Here is a 19,705-nt window from a genome sequence, read left to right as displayed (position 1 = left end):
AGGTAATGGAACGGACTGCAACAGTGAACAGATATACAAATGAAACGAAAATAGATTTAACGTTTGGCATCGATGGGGAAGGGAAATCCTCTCTCGAAACCGGCGTACCTTTCCTATCCCACATGCTCGATCTATTCGCGAAGCACGGGCAATTTGATTTGTCTGTGGACGCCAAGGGTGATGTAGAAGTTGATGGCCACCACACAACCGAAGATATCGGCATCTGCATCGGCCAGGCTCTCCGTGAAGCACTTGGCGATAAAAAGGGAATCAAACGCTACGGAAACGCATTTGTCCCAATGGATGAGGCACTTGCCCAGGTAGTAATCGATTTAAGCAACCGCCCGCACCTTGAAATGCGCGCAGAATTCCCGTCGCAGCAAGTCGGTACATTCGATGTCGAGCTGGTCCATGAATTCCTTTGGAAACTGGCGCTGGAAGCGAGGATGAACCTGCATGTCATCGTCCATTACGGTAAAAATACTCACCACATGATCGAGGCGGTATTTAAAGCTCTTGGCCGTGCGCTAGATGAAGCAACGACCATCGACCCGCGCGTAAAAGGCGTTCCATCAACGAAGGGGATGCTGTAAAGATCTCATAAATTGAAAGGGAGCTGAACAGAGGTCTTCAAATAGAAGGAAGCTGTAAACAGATCTTCAAACGGAAGGAAGTTAAACCATGATTGGCATCGTCGATTACGGCATGGGCAATCTGTTCAGCGTCAGCAAAGCGCTTGAACGGCTGAATGCGCCCTATTTTATCTCACAATATAAAGATGGATTAATGGAAGCAGATGCATTGCTCGTTCCGGGCGTTGGCTCATTCCGTGACGCGATGGACGTGTTGAATCGGACTGGACTTGCTGAAATGATCCGTGATTTCGCAGCGACCGGCAAGCCTGTGCTCGGCATTTGCCTTGGCATGCAGCTGCTTTTTGAAGAAAGCACAGAGAATGGCAAGACGAAAGGGCTCAGGCTCCTTCCCGGAAAAGTCGTGCGTTTCAGCGGCCGAACATCAGATGGCGAGGCCTATAAGGTTCCGCATATGGGATGGAACAAGCTCCGTTTTACCGGTGATTCGCCATTGCTCGCTTCACTTGAGGAGGATTACGTGTACTTCGTCCATTCCTATTATGTAAAAACGGATGAGCAGGATGTGCTGGTTGCCGTTGGTGACTATTACGATATTGAAGTGCCTGCAATCGTTGGCAGAGGGAATATATACGGCATGCAATTCCATCCGGAGAAAAGCAGTGACATGGGAATGGGGCTGCTCCGTAATTTTACGGAATTGGCAGCGGAAAGGAAGTCTGAGCAATGAAATTCACGATCTACCCGGCAATCGACATGCGCGGCGGAAAATGTGTAAGACTGCTGCAGGGCGATTATGATAAAGAAACTGTCTATGGGGATTCCCCTTTTGAAATGGCAAAAAAATTCGCCGCTGAAGGAGCGGAGTGGATTCACATGGTCGACCTCGACGGTGCAAGAGATGGCAAGCGTGTCAATGACCAGTATGTCATCCAGGCCGCTCAGGAGCTTGGCGTGAACGTCCAGATCGGCGGCGGGATCCGCAGCGAAAACGATATCAACCACTATCTTGAGAATGGCGTCACTCGTGTCATCATCGGCAGCATTGCTGTTTCAAATCCCGGGTTTGCTGAGGAAATGGTCCGGAAGTATGGTGCGAGAATCGCAATCGGCCTTGATGCTAAAAATGGATTCGTGGCAACACACGGATGGCTTAACACTTCTGAAGTAAGTGCAGTCGAGCTTGGCAAAAGATTCGCTGATGCCGGAGCAGAGACTTTTATTTTTACCGATATTGCAACCGACGGAACGCTTGCCGGCCCGAATGTCGAGGCAACCCGTCAGCTGGCAATGGAAACAGGCAAAAGTGTCATCGCGTCCGGCGGTGTCAGCACGCTTGACGATTTGGCGGCCCTCCGCCAGCTTGGCGAAGATGGCATCAGCGGCGCAATTGTCGGCAAAGCCATCTATGAAGGCCGTTTCTCGGTAAAAGCTGCGCTGGAAATGGGGAATGCCTGATGCTGAGCAAGCGAATCATTCCCTGTTTAGATGTTAAAGAAGGCCGTGTCGTAAAAGGAATCCAATTCGTCCAGCTTCGTGATGCCGGCGATCCGGTTGAGCTTGCAAGATTCTATGATGAGCAGGGCGCAGACGAGCTTGTATTCCTTGATATTTCCGCGTCTGTCGAAGGCAGGAAGACGATGGTCGAGGTTGTCAGGGAAGTAGCCTCCGAACTGGCGATTCCTTTTACAGTAGGAGGGGGAATAAATACCCTTGAGGACATGAAGAGGATGCTCCGCTCTGGTGCCGATAAAGTGTCACTGAATACGGCAGCTGTGAACAATCCGAAACTGATTTCGGAAGGCTCTGATTTCTTCGGAGCCCAGTGCATCGTCGTTGCAATCGACGCGAAATATGACCCGGAGCTCGGTACATGGCGAGTGTATACCCATGGCGGACGCACGCCGACAGAATGGAAAGTTATCGACTGGGCGAAGGAAGCCGTTCGCCTTGGTGCAGGTGAAATCCTGCTGACGAGCATGGACAGCGATGGCGAAAAGAATGGTTTTGACCTCGCATTGACGAGAGCGGTCAGTGAAGCGGTAACCGTTCCGGTGATTGCCTCAGGCGGTGCAGGAAATGCGGACCATTTTGTCGATGCATTTGTTGAAGGGAAAGCAGATGCTGCACTCGCTGCTTCGATTTTCCACTACCGTGAAACATCTGTAAAAGAAGTGAAATTCCATCTGCGCGAAAAAGGAGTGACTGTACGATGAAGATAGAAGACTTGAAGTTCGGTGACAATGGATTGATTCCCGCAGTTGTTCAGGATGCTTCCACCCGCGAAGTGCTGACTGTTGCATATATGAATGAAGAATCGCTAGGCAAGTCGCTCGAAACACGCGAGACCTGGTTCTACAGCCGTTCACGCCAGGAGCTCTGGCATAAAGGCGCAACAAGCGGGAATACCCAGAAAATCGTCGAAATCAAATACGATTGCGACGGTGATGCATTGGTCGTTCTCGTTGAACCGGCTGGTCCATCATGCCATACAGGCGCGGAAAGCTGTTTCTCGGAGAACCTCCTCGATAAGACTGTCACAGAAAACACAGCTTTAACTGATTTCGCCGTCATGCTTGAACTGGAAAAAACAATCCGCGAACGTGAACAAGACATGCCAGAAGGCGCCTACACCACCTATCTTTTCGAAAAAGGCGTCGACAAGATTTTAAAGAAAGTCGGAGAAGAAGCCGCTGAAGTCATCATCGCCGCCAAAAACCGCGACCCCGAAGAACTGAAGTGGGAAGCCGCCGACCTGCTTTACCACCTGATGGTCCTGCTGCAGGAACAAAAGCTTCCACTGAAAGAAGTACTCGGTGTATTGAATAAAAGGAAGAAGCCCAGCGCAGGAGAGTGATGCGCTGGTTTTTTGCTGTGAACAATTAATCAAAGAAGCTTTTTCGTGGAGAGTATGTCCGGCCTTTGGTCGTGCCAAGAAAGTTCAAATCCATATTCGTTAAAAGTCGCTTTGCCGTTGAAGATGATTTTACATTCGTGAAGTCGCGGAATTGCTTACTATTAATTGAAGGGCCGTATATGAGGAAGTAATCCCTCAATGCCTGAATATGCGCATCTCCAGTTTTATGTCCGCAATTTTTACAAGTCCACTTCCCTTGATGGTAATCCATGCCGAATGTCTCGCAGGCAGGGCATTGCACACCCTTAACCATTTTCTCAAATGGAAGATTCATTGTGTTGGGGTCGGGAACCAATGGTTCATGCGCCTTCGCTAATTGTCTGGCGATTTTCTTCATGTCATTTTTAGTGAGGAGAGACTGGGTATGCTTTTGGTAGAAAGGAGGAAGCTTGAAGGCAACATTCGATGACCTGAAGACTCTGTAACTGACTTCCTTGTCATTGGTGGGATTTTTAATGATGGCTTGCGTATTGCTAATCGCTACAAGAAATTCAATTGGCGGAGGCGTAAAGTGATGCTTGTTAAGAAAAGCCTTTAACTGATATGCCTGGTTTTTTGTCTGGAGTATCGGATCAGGAAAAACTTCTTCTATATCGTTTTGGATTCTGATCAGCTGATTGAATTCTGGAAGGAAAATGAGTGTTCCTGCGTAATTCTTGGAATCAATGATGAGGAGAAAATAAGGAGTGATTATGAGGGTATCGATTTGGAAGTGGGTACTGTTAATCGGGATTCTTAAATCGTTTAAAATCACCATTTCAGTATGGTCAATTTGCTCTAAGAAGTAATCCAGCACCTTTTCGCCTTTGTAACCTGCCCTTTTTCGGTAGAGCTTCCTCTCGAATTCTGTTTTTCTGAAGTCATCTGAAGGAAAACGCCTTACTATGGCTTCTAAAATCATGATTTCTCTAGGATATTCTCTTGTTTTGCCAATCAAAGTCTATCACTCCTTAAAATTTTTACTTCTATATTCGATACCATCCTCGAAAACACCTTCTTTATTAAGAGGGATATAAACTTATTGGCGAAAAATAAATTTATTCGACCACTTTTTTGATTAATTTGGCGGATTTTTAATTTATTCGACCACATTTAACGATAATTCGACCACTTTTCTCATTAATTCGACCAACTCCCGTGAAACGGCTCGCTATTGGAATCGCATTCTAAAATAGTCTCCACACCAAATGGAGTCGAATTCACAATAATCCGCGCAAATCCAGAAATCAATCTCCCCACCCACAATTTCACTCCCACACCTTCTCGAACCCTCTGTCCGTATGTTATACTACATTAGTTAAAGTTGCTTCGATAAAACACTGTATGTGTATTCTTATACAAACCACTAAGCACAATGGATTTAATTTTACTAAAAGGGTTCAACGGATATAGTTTTACTAAAATAGGAGGATCACATGGGAAAAGACTCTAAAGCAACGAAGCAAAAAGGCCAATTGCTGTCTTTCGTTCCTACTGGTGAGTATTATTTCGCCAAAGGGGTCAAGGCTTTCCACAAGCGGGATCTGAAGAAAGCTGAGAAGTATTTCGAGCGTGCGATGCATCTTGAGCCGGGCGAGCCGATGATTGTTTGCCAGCTGGCGATCGTGCAGTCGGAATTGGGTGATTATCAGCAATCTAACCGTCTTTTGCACTTGGTCCTCGAAGAACTGGATGAAAACATGGCGGAGTGCCATTACTTCCTGGCGAATAATTACGCTCATATGGGTTTATTCCGTGATGCGTTCAGGCATGCGAATTTATACCTGGAAGTGAATGAAGACGGCGAGTTCGCGGAGGATGCGAATGATCTTCTGGAGCTTCTGACTATGGAAGCGGAAGAAATGGATGAGGATTATTACGAAGAGGATGACCTGATCGTCAAGCAGGAGGAAGCGCGCAATCACCTCGAGTCAGGTGAGTTTCCGCGGGCGATCGAGATTTTCCAGGAGGTCATCGAGGAGTATCCGGAGTATTGGTCGGCATACAATAACCTGGCGCTGGCGTATTTTTACCTTGGGGAAACGGTCAAGGCCCGTGACATCCTGAATGATGTGCTCGAGCAGAATCCCGGGAACATGCACGCGCTCTGCAATGCGCTTGTGTTCGCGCATTACCAGGGCGAGGAGAAGGAAGGCCAGGATCTTAAGGATTCACTGGAAAAAATCCATCCGATCCACGTTGAGCACCAGTTCAAGCTTGGTGCCACGTTCGCGCTGGTCGGGGAATATGAACTTGCTTACCGCTGGCTGAAAAAGCTGCAAAAGTCAGGTTTTGAAGGCGACGGTGCTTTCTATTACTGGCTGGCGCATGCGTCTTATTTTACCGGCAGGGAAAATACGGCACGGACAGCCTGGAAAAAGGTTCTCGAGTACAATCCGGAAAAGGACGGAATGGAGCCCTGGGCAGAAAAGCAAGGCGTGAAGTTTGAAGCTCAAGTTTCGGCGATACTGAACCAGTTGAACAGCGATTATCCGGAGGAACGCCTTTTTGCGCTATTCCTCACATCTGTTTCGGCGAAGAAGAAAGAAATTCTCGCAGCGGATACATCAACGGATAAAATGACGGAGATGGAAAAATCATATTTTGCATATGTAACCTCCGGCAAACTGAGCAGCAGGGAAGAAGAAGTCAAGGGCGCGCATGAAACGGCGAAGCTATTGTACGACCACCACCAGCCGATCGGCAAAAATGAAGCCGGCGTCTACATCATGTGGTTTTCGGTATTCGAGCAGGCGGCAAAGGCCGGCTACGATTTTAAAAACAAGAAAGCATGGGCAGCAGCTGTCGATTATCTCTGGGATAAGCTGAGAAATATCAGCACGACGAAAGCGGCAGTCGCGAAGAAATACGGATTATCCGTATCCACGCTGTCCAAATACATCAATTTGGCTAGTGAGTTTCTTCATGAAGAAGACAGCATATGAAGGATAAACTGAGTCTGCAACCCGCAGGCAAAGTTTATCCTTTTTTTCTTTTTAAAGTATACAATCAAGGGTATTAGAAACTATATATGTCAATTCCGTGAACTTAAGCATATTTTTGGACTATGCAGCACTTGTTTTATAGGATATGTTTATGCAGGAAATACTATTTCCGAATGGATTACGGAAATTAGCGGACTATGATATTCAAAGGAGTTGTACACCATGTCAGAAGAGAAAATTTACGACGTCATCATCATTGGTGCCGGACCGGCAGGGATGACCGCTGCTGTTTATACATCACGCGCGAACTTGTCGACACTGATGCTTGAGCGCGGCGTTCCAGGCGGCCAGATGGCGAATACAGAAGAGGTTGAAAACTATCCAGGCTTTGACCACATTCTTGGCCCAGAGCTTTCAACCAAAATGTTTGACCATGCGAAAAAATTCGGTGCAGAATATGCTTACGGTGATGTAAAAGAAGTCATCGACGGCAAAGAATATAAAACCATCAAGGCTGGCAGCAAGGAATACAAAGCCCGCTCCATCATCATCTCTGCTGGTGCGGAGTACAAGAAGCTTGGCGTTCCTGGCGAGCAGGAGCTTGGCGGGCGCGGTGTATCTTACTGTGCGGTTTGTGACGGCGCATTCTTCAAAAACAGGGAACTTGTCGTTGTCGGTGGAGGAGACTCCGCAGTTGAAGAGGGTGTTTACCTAACTCGCTTCGCTTCAAAAGTGACGATCGTTCACCGCCGTGATGAGCTTCGTGCGCAAAAAATCCTTCAAGACCGCGCATTTGCCAATGACAAAATTGATTTCATCTGGAATCATACAGTCAAGCAAATCAATGACAAAGATGGCAAAGTCGGCAGCGTGACGCTTGTATCCACACTGGATGGTGCTGAACAGGAGTTCCCGGCTGATGGCGTATTCATCTACATCGGAATGGTTCCTTTGACTAAGCCATTCGAAAGCCTTGGCATCACGAACAGCAACGGCTACATCGAAACGAATGAACAAATGGAAACAAAGGTTCCCGGCATTTTTGCAGCTGGTGACATCCGTGAAAAAACGCTGCGCCAAATCGTGACCGCGACAGGCGACGGAAGTATCGCTGCTCAAAACGCCCAGCATTATGTTGAGGAATTGATCGAGGAATTGAAAGCGAACGCTTAATATACAAATGTCCGGCCCGCCGCAATGATTTGGCGGGCTTTTAATTTAATTAGAACTGGAAAAAACATCACACCGCGGCATAAATTAACAAAAAGTAATTATTTATTAATTCTTCTGTAACAGTAGTGAAACAATCATGGGGTATTATAGGAGTAGAAATTGACCCCCTTTTAAAAATATAATCCTTTGACGGCACAGGTTATCCTGTGCTCTTTTTTTATACATAAAAATGAAACAGGCATTTGCAAGCGAATATAACACTTTTTATATTGGGAAATTTTCGCGGGTCATTGTCTTTACACTTCATAAAAATTATCCCGCTTTATAAAAAGAACTTTTCTTGTCAAAAATATCATCTTTCTATTCATTGTGGGTAAAAACTAAAAATAGTATAATGGAAAGAATAAAATGTCCGGCAAATGACGAATGACTGTGGTTTCATAGAAAATTTTGCTAAAAGGCTTATATGTCCGGAATCCATTAAAATGAGAAACAAGCAGACGAACCGCCCTTTTTGCGGCGGGACTTTTCTTGCGCATATAGATGAAGAGGTGGATTTGATGCAGCGCGTCACGAATTGTGTTTTAGTGAAAGAGGATAAAATTTTGCTTTTGCAGAAGCCGCGCCGCAATTGGTGGGTGGCTCCTGGCGGAAAGATGGAACCTGGTGAGACTGTCAAGGATTCCTGTGTCAGGGAATTCCGTGAAGAAACAGGGATTTACCTGCGTAATCCCCAAATCAAAGGGATCTTCACATTCGTCATCAAGGAAGATGATCAGGTAGTTTCTGAGTGGATGATGTTCACTTTTTATGCCACTGAGGCAGACGGGATCAATCTTGATGTTTCCGACGAAGGCACCATTTCCTGGCACGAGCTTGATGATATTAAGGATTTGCCAATGGCAGCAGGAGATTATCATATTCTTGAATATATGATTCATGGACAAGGAATCATTTATGGCAACTTTACTTATACACCGGATTTTGAGCTGATCAGCTACAGGCTCGATCCGAATTGATACGATAAAAAATGGCTGTTTTCGTATTGGCGGCTGCCTTTCAACGAAAAGGCCTTAATAACTAATTTTCAGGGGGAAGAGAAATGAGTACCGGTTCAACTACTGATACCCAACTGGTCATCATAACAGGTATGTCTGGCGCGGGGAAAACGGTCGCAATCCAGAGTTTTGAGGACCTTGGCTTTTTCTGTGTCGACAATCTGCCGCCGACATTGCTGCCGAAATTCCTTGAGTTGATGAAGGAATCTGGCACAAAAATGAATAAGGTGGCATTGGTCATGGATTTGCGCGGGCGCGAATTCTTTGATTCCCTGTTCAAGGCGCTTGATGAACTTGCGGAAACTTCATGGGTGACGCCACAGGTGCTGTTCCTGGATGCAGATGACTCTACACTCGTCCGCCGTTATAAAGAAACGAGACGTTCGCATCCACTTGCTCCATCAGGCTTGCCGCTTGAAGGCATCCAGCTTGAACGCGAGCTGCTGGAAGAACTGAAGGGCCGAGCACAGCTTATTTATAAAACAACCGGCATGAAACCAAAGGACCTCCGCGAAAAAATCCTTGAAGAGTTCTCGGTGAACAAAAAGACGATTTTTACCGTGAATGTGATGTCCTTTGGGTTCAAGCATGGATTACCGATAGATGCCGACCTCGTTTTCGATGTCCGCTTCTTGCCGAACCCGCATTATATTGAACATATGCGTCCAAAAACTGGTCTTGATGAAGATGTATCGACATACGTTTTAAAATGGAACGAGACATCCAAGTTCCTTGAAAAGGTGCTAGACCTCTTGAGCTTCATGCTTCCGCATTATAAGCGGGAAGGCAAGGCGCAGCTGGTCATCGCCATCGGCTGCACGGGAGGCCAGCATCGTTCAGTAGCGCTGGCTGAACATATCGCCAAATATTTCGAGAAAGACTATCATACCCGCGTGACACACCGTGATATCGATAAAAGGAAGGGACTTACGACATGATGACAGATGGATTGCCAAGAATCGTCATCATTGGAGGCGGAACAGGCCTCCCAGTCCTGCTCCGGGGCTTGAAAAAGCATCCGGTCGACATCACTGCGATTGTCACAGTGGCTGATGATGGCGGAAGTTCGGGCCGCCTGCGGGAAGATATGCAGATTCCCCCTCCAGGCGATATCAGGAATGTCCTGGCTGCCCTTTCGGATGTGGAGCCGCTGATTGAAGAAATGTTCCAGCATCGCTTCAATACATCCAATGAATTATCTGGCCACTCACTCGGCAACCTGATCCTGGCGGCGATGACGTCGATTACCGGCAATTTCGTCCATGCAATCCAGGAGATGAGCAAGGTGCTGAATGTGCGCGGAAAAGTCCTGCCGGCAGCAAACAGGAGTGTCATGCTGAATGCGGTGATGGAGGATAACAGCATTGTCAGGGGCGAATCGAAAATTCCTTACTCAGGGAAAAGAATCAAGCGGGTTTTCCTGAATCCTGAAGGCGTAAAGCCATTGCCTGAGACGCTCCAGGCGATCAGGGAAGCAGATTTGATTGTCATCGGACCAGGCAGCTTATATACAAGCATCCTGCCAAACCTGCTCGTGAAAAGGCTTGGCAAGGAAGTATGCAAAGCGAAGGCGCGCAAGGTGTATATCTGCAACCTGATGACCCAGGCGGGAGAGACGCATGATTTTGCGGCAAGTGACCATATTAAAGCGATTTATGATCATATGGATTGTGCTTTTATCGATACGATTTTGGTAAACAGTGAGACCATCCCTCCTGATGTCGAGCTGCGATATAAGGAAGAGCTTGCCCAGCCTGTCGTTTTTGATCTGGACCGGCTGAATTCTTTAGGAGTCGAGGTCGTACAGGATGAAATCGCAGAGCTGGATGGCAATGTCATCAGGCATGATACAAAAAAAGTTTCAGAAATTTTATATTCTATGATAATAGATGAAACCAAAAAGAGGTATAACGCGTAGATATAGGATGCAAGCGTTTGTCTCGAGAAAAGAAGATTTTAAAAAAGACAACTGCTGCGCTTGCGTGAACAAGGGCGCCAGCACCAAATAACCAGGGGGTGAAGAGGTGTCGTTCGCTTCGGAAACAAAAAAAGAACTCACGAATATTGACGTGAAGGGCTGCTGCGCCAATGCGGAACTGTCCGCTTTGATCCGGATGAATGGTTCCCTTTCCTTCTCTAATCGCAAACTCATCGTAGACGTACAGACTGAAAATGCCGCGATTGCCAGGCGGATCTATACCCTGATCAAGAAAAGCTATCAGGTACAGGTAGAGCTTTTGGTGCGAAAGAAGATGCGGCTGAAAAAAAATAATGTTTATATTGTCCGCCTGAAGGAATCAGCCAGAGAAATTTTGGAGGATTTAAAGATTTTAGGAGAAGGCTTTGAAATTAACTATGAAATTTCACCTGAATTGGTGAAAAAGAAATGTTGTAAGCGTTCTTATTTAAGAGGAGCTTTCCTTGCAGGAGGTTCGGTAAATAACCCGGAAACTTCCTCCTACCATCTTGAGATTGCCTCGATGTATCAGGAGCATAATGATTCATTATGTGAGTTGATGAACACGTTTGGACTCAACAGCAAAACGCTGGAACGGAAAAAAGGATTTATCACCTACTTGAAGGAAGCGGAAAAAATCACTGAGTTCTTGAACATCGTTGGCGCCCATAATGCGCTGCTGCGTTTTGAGGATATCCGGATTGTCCGTGATATGAGAAATTCGGTTAACCGTCTCGTAAATTGTGAAACGGCTAACTTGAATAAAACAATTGGGGCTGCCCTAAGACAGGTAGAGAATATCCGCTACATACGGGATACAGTCGGCCTGCAAATTTTACCGGATAAGCTGAGGGAGATTGCTCAGCTCCGTGTCGATTACCAGGATGTCACCCTGAAAGAGCTGGGCGAAATGGTCAGCGGGGGAAGTATCAGCAAATCAGGAATCAATCACCGGCTGCGAAAAATTGATGAGATAGCAGATAAACTGCGTGCCGGGCAAACTATAAATAAATAGGGATAGAGGAGGAAAAGCAATGGTTGAAAAACAAGTGGAAGTCAAATTGAAAACTGGGCTGCAAGCACGTCCCGCTGCATTATTCGTGCAGGAAGCAAACAGGTTCTCATCCGATATTTTTCTAGAGAAGGATGGGAAAAAGGTAAACGCAAAAAGCATCATGGGCTTGATGAGTCTTGCAGTAAGTGCCGGCGCATCAGTGAACCTGATCGCGGATGGAAATGACGAAGAAGAAGCCGTGTCGAAATTGGCTGAATACATCCAGAACGAAAATTAAGCTGAAAAGAACCATAAAAAACTCGCTCCGTTTAAAGAGCGAGTTTTGGTTTTGATTATTTATCCTTTTTTTCTTCCAATACGTTGCGACTGATGATCTGGTCGACAAGACCGTATTCCTTCGCACGCTCAGCTGTCATGAAGTTGTCGCGGTCAGTATCTTTCGCGATGACTTCAAGCGGCTGGCCAGTACGCTCGGAAAGGATGCCATTCAGCTTTTCACGAAGGAAAAGGATACGCTTCGCAGCGATTTCGATTTCAGTCGCCTGTCCCTGTGCACCGCCAAGTGGCTGGTGGATCATGACTTCGGCGTTTGGAAGTGCATAACGCTTGCCTTTTGTTCCGGCAGCCAGAAGGAATGCACCCATGGATGCAGCCATACCGATGCAGATTGTCTGTACATCCGGCTTGATGAACTGCATAGTATCGTAGATTGCCATACCGGCAGTGATGCTGCCGCCCGGGCTATTGATGTAGATGGAAATGTCTTTTTCCGGATTTTCAGCTTCCAGGAAAAGCAGCTGGGCTACGATTGAGTTAGCAACATTGTCATCAATGCCGCTTCCCAGCATAATGATGCGATCCTTTAAAAGGCGGGAATAAATATCATATGCCCTTTCGCCCCGATTCGTTTGTTCAATAACTGTAGGAATCAAGTTCATGTTTGTTTTCCTCCTTTAACGTAAAATCATTTCACCGCTTTAAAATAGGTTTTATAGTCCCTTTTTAAAGCAAATGACTGCCCTTAAATAGACAGATTGCAGGCTGGCATAAACTGGTTCGTTTGCCAGAACACCTATGTAGTTTAATGATACACGCATGGTCAATAAAGGTCAAACGAATCGCTTTTAAAGCCTGCATAAACTGTTCGACAATATTTATATTCCAATTTACTGTACCGTATCCATCTTACCCAAGATTGTCATTTTTAAACAAAGGGCTTGCACTGCTGGCAAAAAATCATTCTTGCAAACCGTGAAGACTTATCCTATAATAGGTAAGCGTAACGCTAACTTCAAACATGCCCTCGTGGTGCAACGGATAGCACGTAAGATTCCGGTTCTTGAGATGTGGGTTCGATTCCTGCCGAGGGCGTTACAAAAAAATGAGTTCCTATGTTTGTATGAGTTTTATACAGGCGTGGGAACTTTTTTTGTTTTGGTATTCATTCAACTGCTGCTAACCCTATGGGTACAATCCCTGAGGAAAGGGATTTTTGTTTTAACGATACATGCGAAATCGCATGTGTTTTAAGGACTCGGCCGTAAAAACTCCGATTTAGATTTTTGGTATGAGACGTCTTCTAAAGAACCCTGCTGGAGAAACTGCCGGACCTCCTCTATAGGAATCCCCATTTGTTTAGCCTGCATCATTAAGTACAACCACTCTTGTTCTAACTCTCTTTCCATGATTCATTCTCCTCCACTCAAATTAGGTCTTTTCCAAATCAATTTGATCTTTCCCACGGTATTCAGTGATTTTTGGCGTTCGCCAATCCAGTGGTATTCAAGGAGATGTAATTATGGCGATGCAAGGGTCAATTCCAATAGCGAAAAATGATCAGACGCTTTTCGGTAACATTCCGTTTAGAAGAAGTTGAACAATCTCAGAAGAAAGTTCTTCAGGAGTTTTTATTCCGGGAAATAATTTGGTCATCGTGAGGCGCTCGATAATGCCAATCAAAATATCTGACACCAAATCCATGTCGAGTTCAGTCTGAAAAATACCATTTTCAGCTTCAAACATTAAGTTTTCTCTTATCTGGACCGCTAACTGTTTTTTCAATTCTTTAGACTCTTGAGGATGATAGAAACCAATTAGTGTTAAATCTCGATTCTCAATAAAGAAAGTAAAGATTCCTGTTAAGCCTTTACTAATCGTCGTTGATAAGGAGTCAGGATTAACTCCGGGTTCTAATCGACTTTCTTTTGTGAGATGAAAAAGCCTTTTGCGAAACGAGTCGATTAATTCCTTGAAAATTGCCTCTTTACTTTTAAAGTAAAGGTAGAATGTTGGCTGGGTTAAGCCTGCCTTTTGAACGATTGTGCTGATTTTGGTTTCGTAATAACCTTTTTGGGCAAACTCTTCTGCAGCGATTGTAAGCAGCAAAGCCCGGCTTTGTTCACCGCTAGCCCCTTTCTTCCTGCCTCTTTTACTCATTTAATAACACCTTCTAAAATATATTACTCAATAGTATTATCTTATAATTAATATAGCTGAGTCAACTGAAATTTCAGACAATAAATTAAAATCGCCTGACATATTTATCCCTTTCGTTAATGCTATATTGACACTGGTGAAACATGAGAGTTTTCTTGTCATGCCAAATTCTTTCCATACACCAAACCCGGTTTATCATGTAAAATGAGTGCAGGGGTGATTTAGATGGATCTGAAAGCTGGATTGTTTCAAAAACAGACGTTAAAATTGGCGATGACTCAGGAGCTGACCCAGGCAATTGCGCTTTTGCAGTACTCAGCCCAGGAGCTTGCGGCTTTTCTTGAAGCTAAATCGATGGAAAATCCCCTGCTGCAAGTAGACTTTAAAAATATCACTAATTTTGATTCGAATATGGATCGTAAGAGAAAAGGTACAAAAAGGACATTCGAACGGGACCAGAAAAATTTGATTGAACAGATTGGTTCTGGCGAGAGTGAGACGCTTGAAGAATATCTTCATGCCCAGCTAAACTCCTTAAAAGCATCGCCAGAGGAAAAACTGATATTACCAGTGTTGATTGAAAACATAGATGAAAACGGTTACTTGAAAATGGATCGCAATGATCTTGCAAAAAGGTTTGCTATGGATGAGGAAATCATTGATTCCGCCTATTTCAAGCTGCAATCATTGGATCCCGCCGGTATTGCGGCAGGAGACCTTCAGGAGTGCCTGCTGCTCCAGCTGACAAGGCAGAAGCGGACATCAGCCAATCAGCTGGCGATCACGATCATCCGGGACCACTTCCTTCTCTTTGCTGAAAAAAAGTGGAAAGCACTCTCGAAAATGCTGAATATAGAATTGAAGGATATCCAGAAGGTCCATGACGAGATCCAAAAGCTTAATCCGAAACCAGGGGCAGCTTTCCAGCGTGGAAAGGCAGCCTATATTGTTCCGGATGTAGTGGTGAAACGTGAAGGCGATGAACTTTCTGTAAGCATATATGATGCTTTGATTCCGAAAGTCTCTTTTAACGATGGCTATTTCCGGCAGCTATCACAGCATAAGGATCAGGAAGTCAATAAATTCATCCAGGAAAAGCAGGGGGATTATCAGTGGATCCGCCGCAGCCTCGAACAACGCAAGGAAACGCTGATGAAGGTGTCCGCAAAGATTATCGAAAAACAGCCGGACTTTTTCATGAAAGGTCCTTCCCACCTGAATCCGATGACAATGAGGGAGGTGGCGGATGAGCTGGAGATCCACGAATCAACCGTCAGCCGGACTGTACGTGAAAAATACATGCAGACACCATGCGGAACCTATGAATTGAAATCGTTTTTTACAAGTGGGGTTGCCACCACCGAGAACGACCAGGCCTCATCGCAAACTGTAAAAGCGGCAATCGAGAACTATATAAAGGAAGAAGATAAAAGAAAGCCGATTTCCGACCAGGCTATTGTTGAAATGCTCGAGGATCGTGAAGGGATGGTCGTGTCGCGGAGAACCGTCGCGAAATACCGTGACCAGCTGGGGATTCCATCCTCTTCGAAACGGAAACGATTTGATTAGGGTATAGCAAATTCACGGTGAAATCCTGTTGGTGATATGGATGGTATTTCCTTTTTGCAAATAAAGCCCCGTAATTTGCGAATAAACTTCTTTTATTGCGAATAAAGCCCGTGCATTTACGAATAAAACCAAATGTTTGCGATTAAATAAGATTCCACTCAGTCAAAGGAGACAGAAATGAAAAAAACAGTCAAACTTTATTCCCGACCGCGCTGCCATTTATGTGAGACTGCACGGGAAATACTAGAAGAACTGCAGCAAAACTGGAATTTTACAATAGAAGAGATCAATATCGACCTCGATGATGAGCTTGTCGAGAAGTATGGAATCATGATTCCGGTCATCGAATTGGACGGCGAGGAGCTTCAATACGGGATTATTAACAAAAAATTCATAAGTGAAGCGTTTTCACGAAAAAACCTTGAGTTTATTGGTTGATTAAGGTTTTCACTCCTGTTAGAATGAAATCTGTAGCAGGGGTGATTTTTTTTACCGCGAGTGGGACATAATATGTCTTGGCGGGACATTTAACGTCCATCACTTATAAAGGAGAATATCAACATGGACTTTTCGCTCATTGATATTCAAAAAAGAATATTGCCCGATTTATTGCAAGTTATGCAAAAACGATACCTCATCCTCCAATACATAAACGTGATGCAGCCTGTTGGCAGGAGAAATCTTTCGGTCAGCCTGAATTTGACTGAACGGGTTTTGCGTTCCGAGGTGGAGTTTTTGAAAGACCAGGATCTAATCTCGATGTCGGTTTCGGGAATGACGTTGACCAAAGAGGGAAAAGATATACTGGAAAGTCTTGATAGAGTAATGCGGGACATAATGGGTATAAACACATTAGAGCATCAGCTCGAAAAGCGCATGGGCATTCGAAGGGTCATAGTTGTCCCGGGGGACAGCGACAAGTCGCCATGGGTGAAAAGCGAGCTGGGGCGTGCGACAGCCAATAGTATGAAAGAGCTCCTAAAAAGCAAGGATGTCATTGCGGTAACAGGAGGATCGACTATGGCGGCTGTGGCGGAAAGCCTTACTCCCGACTTTGGCGAAAAGGATTTAGTTTTCGTGCCGGCAAGGGGCGGAATCGGCGAGGACGTCAAGAATCAGGCAAACACGGTTTGCGCGATCATGGCGGATAATACGAATTCCCGCAACCGGGTCTTTTATGTACCGGACCAAGTCAGCACCGAAGTTTACAAGTCCTTCATCAAAGAACCGCTGATTTATGAAGTATGGAATTTGGTTAAATCAGCGAGCATGGTTTTACATGGTATTGGAGACGCTATTACAATGGCGGAACGCCGTAATACCAGCCCTGAGGATTTGCAGAAAATCCTTGATGGAAAAGCAGTCGGCGAGGCTTTTGGCTATTATTTCAATGAAGAGGGTGAAATCGTCCACAAAGTGCTGACGATTGGCCTTCAGCTGGATGATCTCGCAAATATAGGCAATATCATCGCGGTTGCCGGCGGACAGTCAAAGGCAAAGGCGATCAGGGCCTATATGAAACAGGCGCCTTCCTCGACCATCCTGGTCACGGATGAAGGAGCCGCTAAAACATTGTTACAAGGGTAACACCTTAATATAAACAACACCTTTTATAGGAATCAAAGGAGGAAATACTCATGGCAGTAAAAGTTGGTATTAACGGATTTGGACGTATTGGACGCGTAGTTTTCCGCGCGGCATTGAAGAACCCTAATGTGGAAGTAGTTGCAGTTAACGATTTAACTGATGCAAACATGCTTGCTCACCTTTTAAAATATGATACAGTTCACGGAACATTGAACGAAGAAATCACAGTTGACGGTGACTACCTTGTAGTTGACGGCCACAAAGTGAAAGTACTTGCTGAAAGAGATCCAGCTCAACTTGGCTGGGGCGACCTTGGCGTAGAAGTAGTAGTAGAATCTACTGGCCGTTTCACAAAGCGTGCTGACGCTGCTAAACACCTTGAAGCAGGCGCAAAGAAAGTCATCATTTCTGCTCCGGCATCTGACGAAGATATCACAATCGTTATGGGTGTTAACGATGACAAGTACGATGCAGCTAACCACCACGTAATCTCTAATGCATCTTGTACAACAAACTGCCTGGCTCCATTTGCGAAAGTTCTGAACGACAACTTCGGAATCAAGCGCGGTATGATGACAACTGTTCACTCATACACAAATGACCAGCAAATTCTTGACCTTCCGCACAAAGACTACCGTCGTGCGCGTGCAGCTGCGGAAAACATTATTCCTACAACAACTGGTGCTGCAAAAGCAGTTTCACTAGTATTGCCTGAACTTAAAGGCAAATTGAACGGTGGAGCAATGCGTGTTCCAACTCCAAACGTTTCACTAGTTGACCTTGTTGCTGAGCTTGAAAAAGACGTAACAGTTGAAGAAATCAATGCTGCATTCAAGAAAGCATCTGAAAACGAGCTTAAAGGTATCCTTGGATACAGCGAAGAGCCACTAGTATCTAGCGACTACAATGGCTGTGCAAACTCTTCTACAATCGATGCACTTTCAACAATGGTTATGGAAGGCAGCATGGTAAAAGTTATCTCTTGGTATGACAACGAGTCTGGCTACTCTAACCGTGTAGTTGACCTGGTTGATTTCATCGCTAAAAAAGGTCTGTAAGCAAATATTGGATTAACCATCCATTTACGACTATAATGTAGTGGGATGAAAAGGGGAGCGGGGTAAATTCCCTCTCCTCTTTTTCTGCTTAATCGCGCATATGCGCTATTTTAAAGGAGGTCTCTAGCCTTGAACAAAAAGACAGTAAAAGATGTGGATGTAAAAGGAAAACGAGTTTTTTGCCGCGTTGATTTCAACGTGCCGATGAAGGATGGACAGGTTACGGATGAAACAAGGATCCGTGCAGCGCTGCCAACAATCAAGTACCTTGTTGATCAGGGTGCAAAAGTCCTTCTTGCAAGCCACCTTGGCCGTCCAAAAGGGCAGGCTGTTGAAGAATTGCGTTTGACTCCAGTAGCAAAGCGTTTGTCTGAGCTGCTAGGCAAGGATGTTAAGAAAACAGATGAAGCTTACGGCGACTCTGTAAAATCTGAAATCGACAGCATGAACGAGGGCGATGTCCTGCTTCTTGAGAATGTCCGTTTCTATCCAGGCGAAGAGAAGAATGATCCTGAACTTGCAAAAGCATTTGCAGAGCTTGCAGATGTATACGTAAACGATGCATTCGGAGCTGCACACCGTGCACATGCTTCAACAGAAGGCATCGCAAAGTACATTCCAGCTGTCTCTGGCTTCCTGATGGAAAAAGAGCTTGAAGTACTTGGAAAAGCATTGTCAAACCCAGAGCGTCCTTTCACAGCGATCATTGGCGGCGCGAAGGTAAAAGACAAAATCGGCGTCATCGATAACCTGTTGGAAAAAGTAGATAACCTGATCATCGGCGGCGGACTTGCTTATACATTCGTAAAAGCACAGGGCCACGAAATCGGCAAATCTCTTTTAGAAGAAGATAAAATTGAATTGGCTAAAAGCTTCATGGAAAAAGCAAAGGCAAAAGGCGTGAACTTCTACATGCCGGTTGACGCAATCGTTGCCGATGATTTTTCTGCGGATGCAAATACAAAGGTCGTAGCAATCGAAGAAATTCCTGCAGACTGGGAAGCTCTTGATATCGGACCGAAGACAGCTGAAACTTACCGCGATGTCATCCAGAAGTCCAAACTGGTTATCTGGAACGGACCAATGGGTGTATTCGAAATCGATAAGTTCGCAGAAGGAACAAAAGCAGTAGCACAAGCATTAGCCGATGCAAGCGATACATATTCAGTCATCGGCGGGGGCGACTCTGCAGCAGCAGTCGAGAAGTTCGGACTGGCTGAAAAAATGAGCCACATCTCCACAGGCGGCGGCGCTTCACTTGAATTCATGGAAGGCAAGCAGCTGCCAGGAGTAGTCGCATTGAACGATAAGTAAAATTTTATTTCGGAGCGGTGCTGCAGAAGTGTAAGGGTGCGGATCCTGATGACTGATGCCCCGCCCGCAATGTAAGACCCAACATCCGGAGGGTAATTTTAAAG

The 19,705-nt window shown here is 45.4% G+C and carries 21 protein-coding genes and 1 tRNA gene; 18 read left to right on the top strand and 4 right to left on the bottom strand.

Going from position 1 to position 19,705, the window contains the following annotated elements; translation table 11 throughout:
- Positions 1–5 precede the first annotated feature (5 nt).
- The 5 genes from hisB to hisIE all read left to right on the top strand — a co-directional run bounded on the left by hisB (position 6) and on the right by hisIE (position 3,450).
- The gene (gene hisB / locus QNH36_RS21310) at positions 6–593 is read left to right on the top strand and encodes an imidazoleglycerol-phosphate dehydratase HisB (protein ID WP_251542979.1); all 588 of its coding nucleotides are present in this window, start codon (positions 6–8) and stop codon (positions 591–593) included.
- A gap of 88 nt (positions 594–681) precedes the next feature.
- Positions 682–1,323 carry an imidazole glycerol phosphate synthase subunit HisH gene (gene hisH / locus QNH36_RS21305; protein ID WP_251542977.1) on the top strand — a complete coding sequence of 214 codons (642 nt, stop codon included), beginning with the start codon at positions 682–684 and terminating at the stop codon, positions 1,321–1,323.
- Complete coding sequence (gene hisA, locus QNH36_RS21300) at positions 1,320–2,051, top strand: 1-(5-phosphoribosyl)-5-[(5-phosphoribosylamino)methylideneamino]imidazole-4-carboxamide isomerase (RefSeq protein WP_251542975.1); 732 nt, start codon at positions 1,320–1,322, stop codon at positions 2,049–2,051. Before hisH ends, hisA begins: the two co-directional genes overlap by 4 nt.
- Positions 2,051–2,809, top strand: coding sequence for an imidazole glycerol phosphate synthase subunit HisF (gene hisF, locus QNH36_RS21295; protein ID WP_144477908.1), 759 nt, complete (start codon positions 2,051–2,053; stop codon positions 2,807–2,809). The genes hisA and hisF overlap by 1 nt, the downstream gene beginning before the upstream one ends.
- Positions 2,806–3,450 carry a bifunctional phosphoribosyl-AMP cyclohydrolase/phosphoribosyl-ATP diphosphatase HisIE gene (gene hisIE / locus QNH36_RS21290; RefSeq protein WP_251542973.1) on the top strand — a complete coding sequence of 215 codons (645 nt, stop codon included), beginning with the start codon at positions 2,806–2,808 and terminating at the stop codon, positions 3,448–3,450. Before hisF ends, hisIE begins: the two co-directional genes overlap by 4 nt.
- A 25-nt stretch (positions 3,451–3,475) precedes the next feature.
- Here hisIE and QNH36_RS21285 read toward each other — a convergent pair whose 3' ends face one another.
- A complete protein-coding gene (locus QNH36_RS21285; RefSeq protein WP_283904135.1) occupies positions 3,476–4,447 on the bottom strand; it encodes a nuclease-related domain-containing protein in 972 nt (323 codons plus the stop codon).
- A 478-nt stretch (positions 4,448–4,925) separates the two neighbouring features.
- Here QNH36_RS21285 and QNH36_RS21280 point away from each other — a divergent pair, with 478 nt between their 5' ends.
- The 7 genes from QNH36_RS21280 to QNH36_RS21250 all read left to right on the top strand — a co-directional run bounded on the left by QNH36_RS21280 (position 4,926) and on the right by QNH36_RS21250 (position 11,914).
- A complete protein-coding gene (locus QNH36_RS21280) occupies positions 4,926–6,434 on the top strand; it encodes a tetratricopeptide repeat protein (protein WP_283904134.1) in 1,509 nt (502 codons plus the stop codon).
- Between the two features lie 222 nt (positions 6,435–6,656).
- A complete protein-coding gene (gene trxB, locus QNH36_RS21275; protein WP_251542968.1) occupies positions 6,657–7,607 on the top strand; it encodes a thioredoxin-disulfide reductase in 951 nt (316 codons plus the stop codon).
- Positions 7,608–8,167: 560 nt separating this feature from the next.
- A complete protein-coding gene (locus QNH36_RS21270) occupies positions 8,168–8,626 on the top strand; it encodes an NUDIX hydrolase (RefSeq protein ID WP_144477898.1) in 459 nt (152 codons plus the stop codon).
- An 83-nt stretch (positions 8,627–8,709) separates the two neighbouring features.
- A complete protein-coding gene (rapZ, locus tag QNH36_RS21265) occupies positions 8,710–9,603 on the top strand; it encodes an RNase adapter RapZ (RefSeq protein ID WP_251542967.1) in 894 nt (297 codons plus the stop codon).
- Positions 9,600–10,583 carry a gluconeogenesis factor YvcK family protein gene (locus QNH36_RS21260; RefSeq protein ID WP_251542966.1) on the top strand — a complete coding sequence of 328 codons (984 nt, stop codon included), beginning with the start codon at positions 9,600–9,602 and terminating at the stop codon, positions 10,581–10,583. Before rapZ ends, QNH36_RS21260 begins: the two co-directional genes overlap by 4 nt.
- Positions 10,584–10,689: 106 nt before the next feature.
- Complete coding sequence (gene whiA / locus QNH36_RS21255; RefSeq protein WP_144477892.1) at positions 10,690–11,637, top strand: DNA-binding protein WhiA; 948 nt, start codon at positions 10,690–10,692, stop codon at positions 11,635–11,637.
- A 19-nt stretch (positions 11,638–11,656) separates the two neighbouring features.
- A complete protein-coding gene (locus QNH36_RS21250) occupies positions 11,657–11,914 on the top strand; it encodes an HPr family phosphocarrier protein (RefSeq protein WP_144477890.1) in 258 nt (85 codons plus the stop codon).
- A 55-nt stretch (positions 11,915–11,969) separates the two neighbouring features.
- On the opposite strand, the gene clpP is transcribed toward QNH36_RS21250, so the two are convergent.
- Complete coding sequence (gene clpP, locus QNH36_RS21245; protein WP_251542964.1) at positions 11,970–12,575, bottom strand: ATP-dependent Clp endopeptidase proteolytic subunit ClpP; 606 nt, start codon at positions 12,573–12,575, stop codon at positions 11,970–11,972.
- A 361-nt stretch (positions 12,576–12,936) separates the two neighbouring features.
- Between clpP and QNH36_RS21240 the strand changes: the two genes are divergently transcribed.
- Positions 12,937–13,008, top strand: a tRNA-Arg gene (locus QNH36_RS21240).
- A 155-nt stretch (positions 13,009–13,163) separates the two neighbouring features.
- Here the strand turns inward: QNH36_RS21240 and QNH36_RS21235 are convergent.
- On the bottom strand, positions 13,164–13,322 hold the full coding sequence (locus tag QNH36_RS21235; RefSeq protein WP_144477888.1) for an anti-repressor SinI family protein: 159 nt from the start codon (positions 13,320–13,322) through the stop codon (positions 13,164–13,166).
- A gap of 151 nt (positions 13,323–13,473) precedes the next feature.
- Entirely contained in the window at positions 13,474–14,073 is a 600-nt protein-coding gene (locus QNH36_RS21230) for a TetR/AcrR family transcriptional regulator (protein ID WP_283904133.1), read from the bottom strand.
- A gap of 225 nt (positions 14,074–14,298) precedes the next feature.
- On the opposite strand from QNH36_RS21230, the gene rpoN reads away from it, so the two are divergent.
- The 5 genes from rpoN (at position 14,299) to QNH36_RS21205 (ending at position 19,601) form a co-directional block, all read left to right on the top strand.
- Positions 14,299–15,642 carry an RNA polymerase factor sigma-54 gene (rpoN, locus tag QNH36_RS21225; protein WP_283904132.1) on the top strand — a complete coding sequence of 448 codons (1,344 nt, stop codon included), beginning with the start codon at positions 14,299–14,301 and terminating at the stop codon, positions 15,640–15,642.
- A gap of 177 nt (positions 15,643–15,819) precedes the next feature.
- Entirely contained in the window at positions 15,820–16,080 is a 261-nt protein-coding gene (locus QNH36_RS21220; protein WP_144477882.1) for a glutaredoxin family protein, read from the top strand.
- A 123-nt stretch (positions 16,081–16,203) separates the two neighbouring features.
- The gene (locus QNH36_RS21215; RefSeq protein ID WP_283904131.1) at positions 16,204–17,229 is read left to right on the top strand and encodes a sugar-binding transcriptional regulator; all 1,026 of its coding nucleotides are present in this window, start codon (positions 16,204–16,206) and stop codon (positions 17,227–17,229) included.
- Positions 17,230–17,279: 50 nt separating this feature from the next.
- Positions 17,280–18,287, top strand: a complete 1,008-nt coding sequence (gene gap, locus QNH36_RS21210; protein WP_079506865.1) for a type I glyceraldehyde-3-phosphate dehydrogenase — start codon at positions 17,280–17,282, stop codon at positions 18,285–18,287.
- A gap of 129 nt (positions 18,288–18,416) precedes the next feature.
- Positions 18,417–19,601, top strand: a complete 1,185-nt coding sequence (locus QNH36_RS21205) for a phosphoglycerate kinase (RefSeq protein WP_251542960.1) — start codon at positions 18,417–18,419, stop codon at positions 19,599–19,601.
- Positions 19,602–19,705 lie beyond the last annotated feature (104 nt).

The sequence above is a fragment of the Mesobacillus sp. AQ2 genome, from assembly GCF_030122805.1.
In the GTDB taxonomy this organism is placed as follows: domain Bacteria; phylum Bacillota; class Bacilli; order Bacillales; family Cytobacillaceae; genus Mesobacillus; species Mesobacillus oceanisediminis_A.
The sequence above is the reverse complement of the archived record's forward strand: the minus strand, read 5'-3'. Positions and strand labels throughout refer to the sequence as shown.

Bases quoted from the DNA above. Each gene is read 5' to 3' on its own strand.
- gap (WP_079506865.1), top strand. From the start codon at position 17,280: ATGGCAGTAAAAGTTGGTATTAACGGATTTGGACGTATTGGACGCGTA.
- QNH36_RS21260 (WP_251542966.1), top strand. From the start codon at position 9,600: ATGATGACAGATGGATTGCCAAGAATCGTCATCATTGGAGGCGGAACA.
- hisF (WP_144477908.1), top strand. From the start codon at position 2,051: ATGCTGAGCAAGCGAATCATTCCCTGTTTAGATGTTAAAGAAGGCCGT.
- trxB (WP_251542968.1), top strand. From the start codon at position 6,657: ATGTCAGAAGAGAAAATTTACGACGTCATCATCATTGGTGCCGGACCG.
- QNH36_RS21250 (WP_144477890.1), top strand. From the start codon at position 11,657: ATGGTTGAAAAACAAGTGGAAGTCAAATTGAAAACTGGGCTGCAAGCA.
- QNH36_RS21220 (WP_144477882.1), top strand. From the start codon at position 15,820: ATGAAAAAAACAGTCAAACTTTATTCCCGACCGCGCTGCCATTTATGT.
- QNH36_RS21215 (WP_283904131.1), top strand. From the start codon at position 16,204: ATGGACTTTTCGCTCATTGATATTCAAAAAAGAATATTGCCCGATTTA.
- hisB (WP_251542979.1), top strand. From the start codon at position 6: ATGGAACGGACTGCAACAGTGAACAGATATACAAATGAAACGAAAATA.
- hisIE (WP_251542973.1), top strand. From the start codon at position 2,806: ATGAAGATAGAAGACTTGAAGTTCGGTGACAATGGATTGATTCCCGCA.
- QNH36_RS21235 (WP_144477888.1), bottom strand. From the start codon at position 13,322: ATGGAAAGAGAGTTAGAACAAGAGTGGTTGTACTTAATGATGCAGGCT.
- QNH36_RS21280 (WP_283904134.1), top strand. From the start codon at position 4,926: ATGGGAAAAGACTCTAAAGCAACGAAGCAAAAAGGCCAATTGCTGTCT.
- hisA (WP_251542975.1), top strand. From the start codon at position 1,320: ATGAAATTCACGATCTACCCGGCAATCGACATGCGCGGCGGAAAATGT.
- clpP (WP_251542964.1), bottom strand. From the start codon at position 12,575: ATGAACTTGATTCCTACAGTTATTGAACAAACGAATCGGGGCGAAAGG.
- QNH36_RS21270 (WP_144477898.1), top strand. From the start codon at position 8,168: ATGCAGCGCGTCACGAATTGTGTTTTAGTGAAAGAGGATAAAATTTTG.
- QNH36_RS21230 (WP_283904133.1), bottom strand. From the start codon at position 14,073: ATGAGTAAAAGAGGCAGGAAGAAAGGGGCTAGCGGTGAACAAAGCCGG.
- rpoN (WP_283904132.1), top strand. From the start codon at position 14,299: ATGGATCTGAAAGCTGGATTGTTTCAAAAACAGACGTTAAAATTGGCG.
- rapZ (WP_251542967.1), top strand. From the start codon at position 8,710: ATGAGTACCGGTTCAACTACTGATACCCAACTGGTCATCATAACAGGT.
- hisH (WP_251542977.1), top strand. From the start codon at position 682: ATGATTGGCATCGTCGATTACGGCATGGGCAATCTGTTCAGCGTCAGC.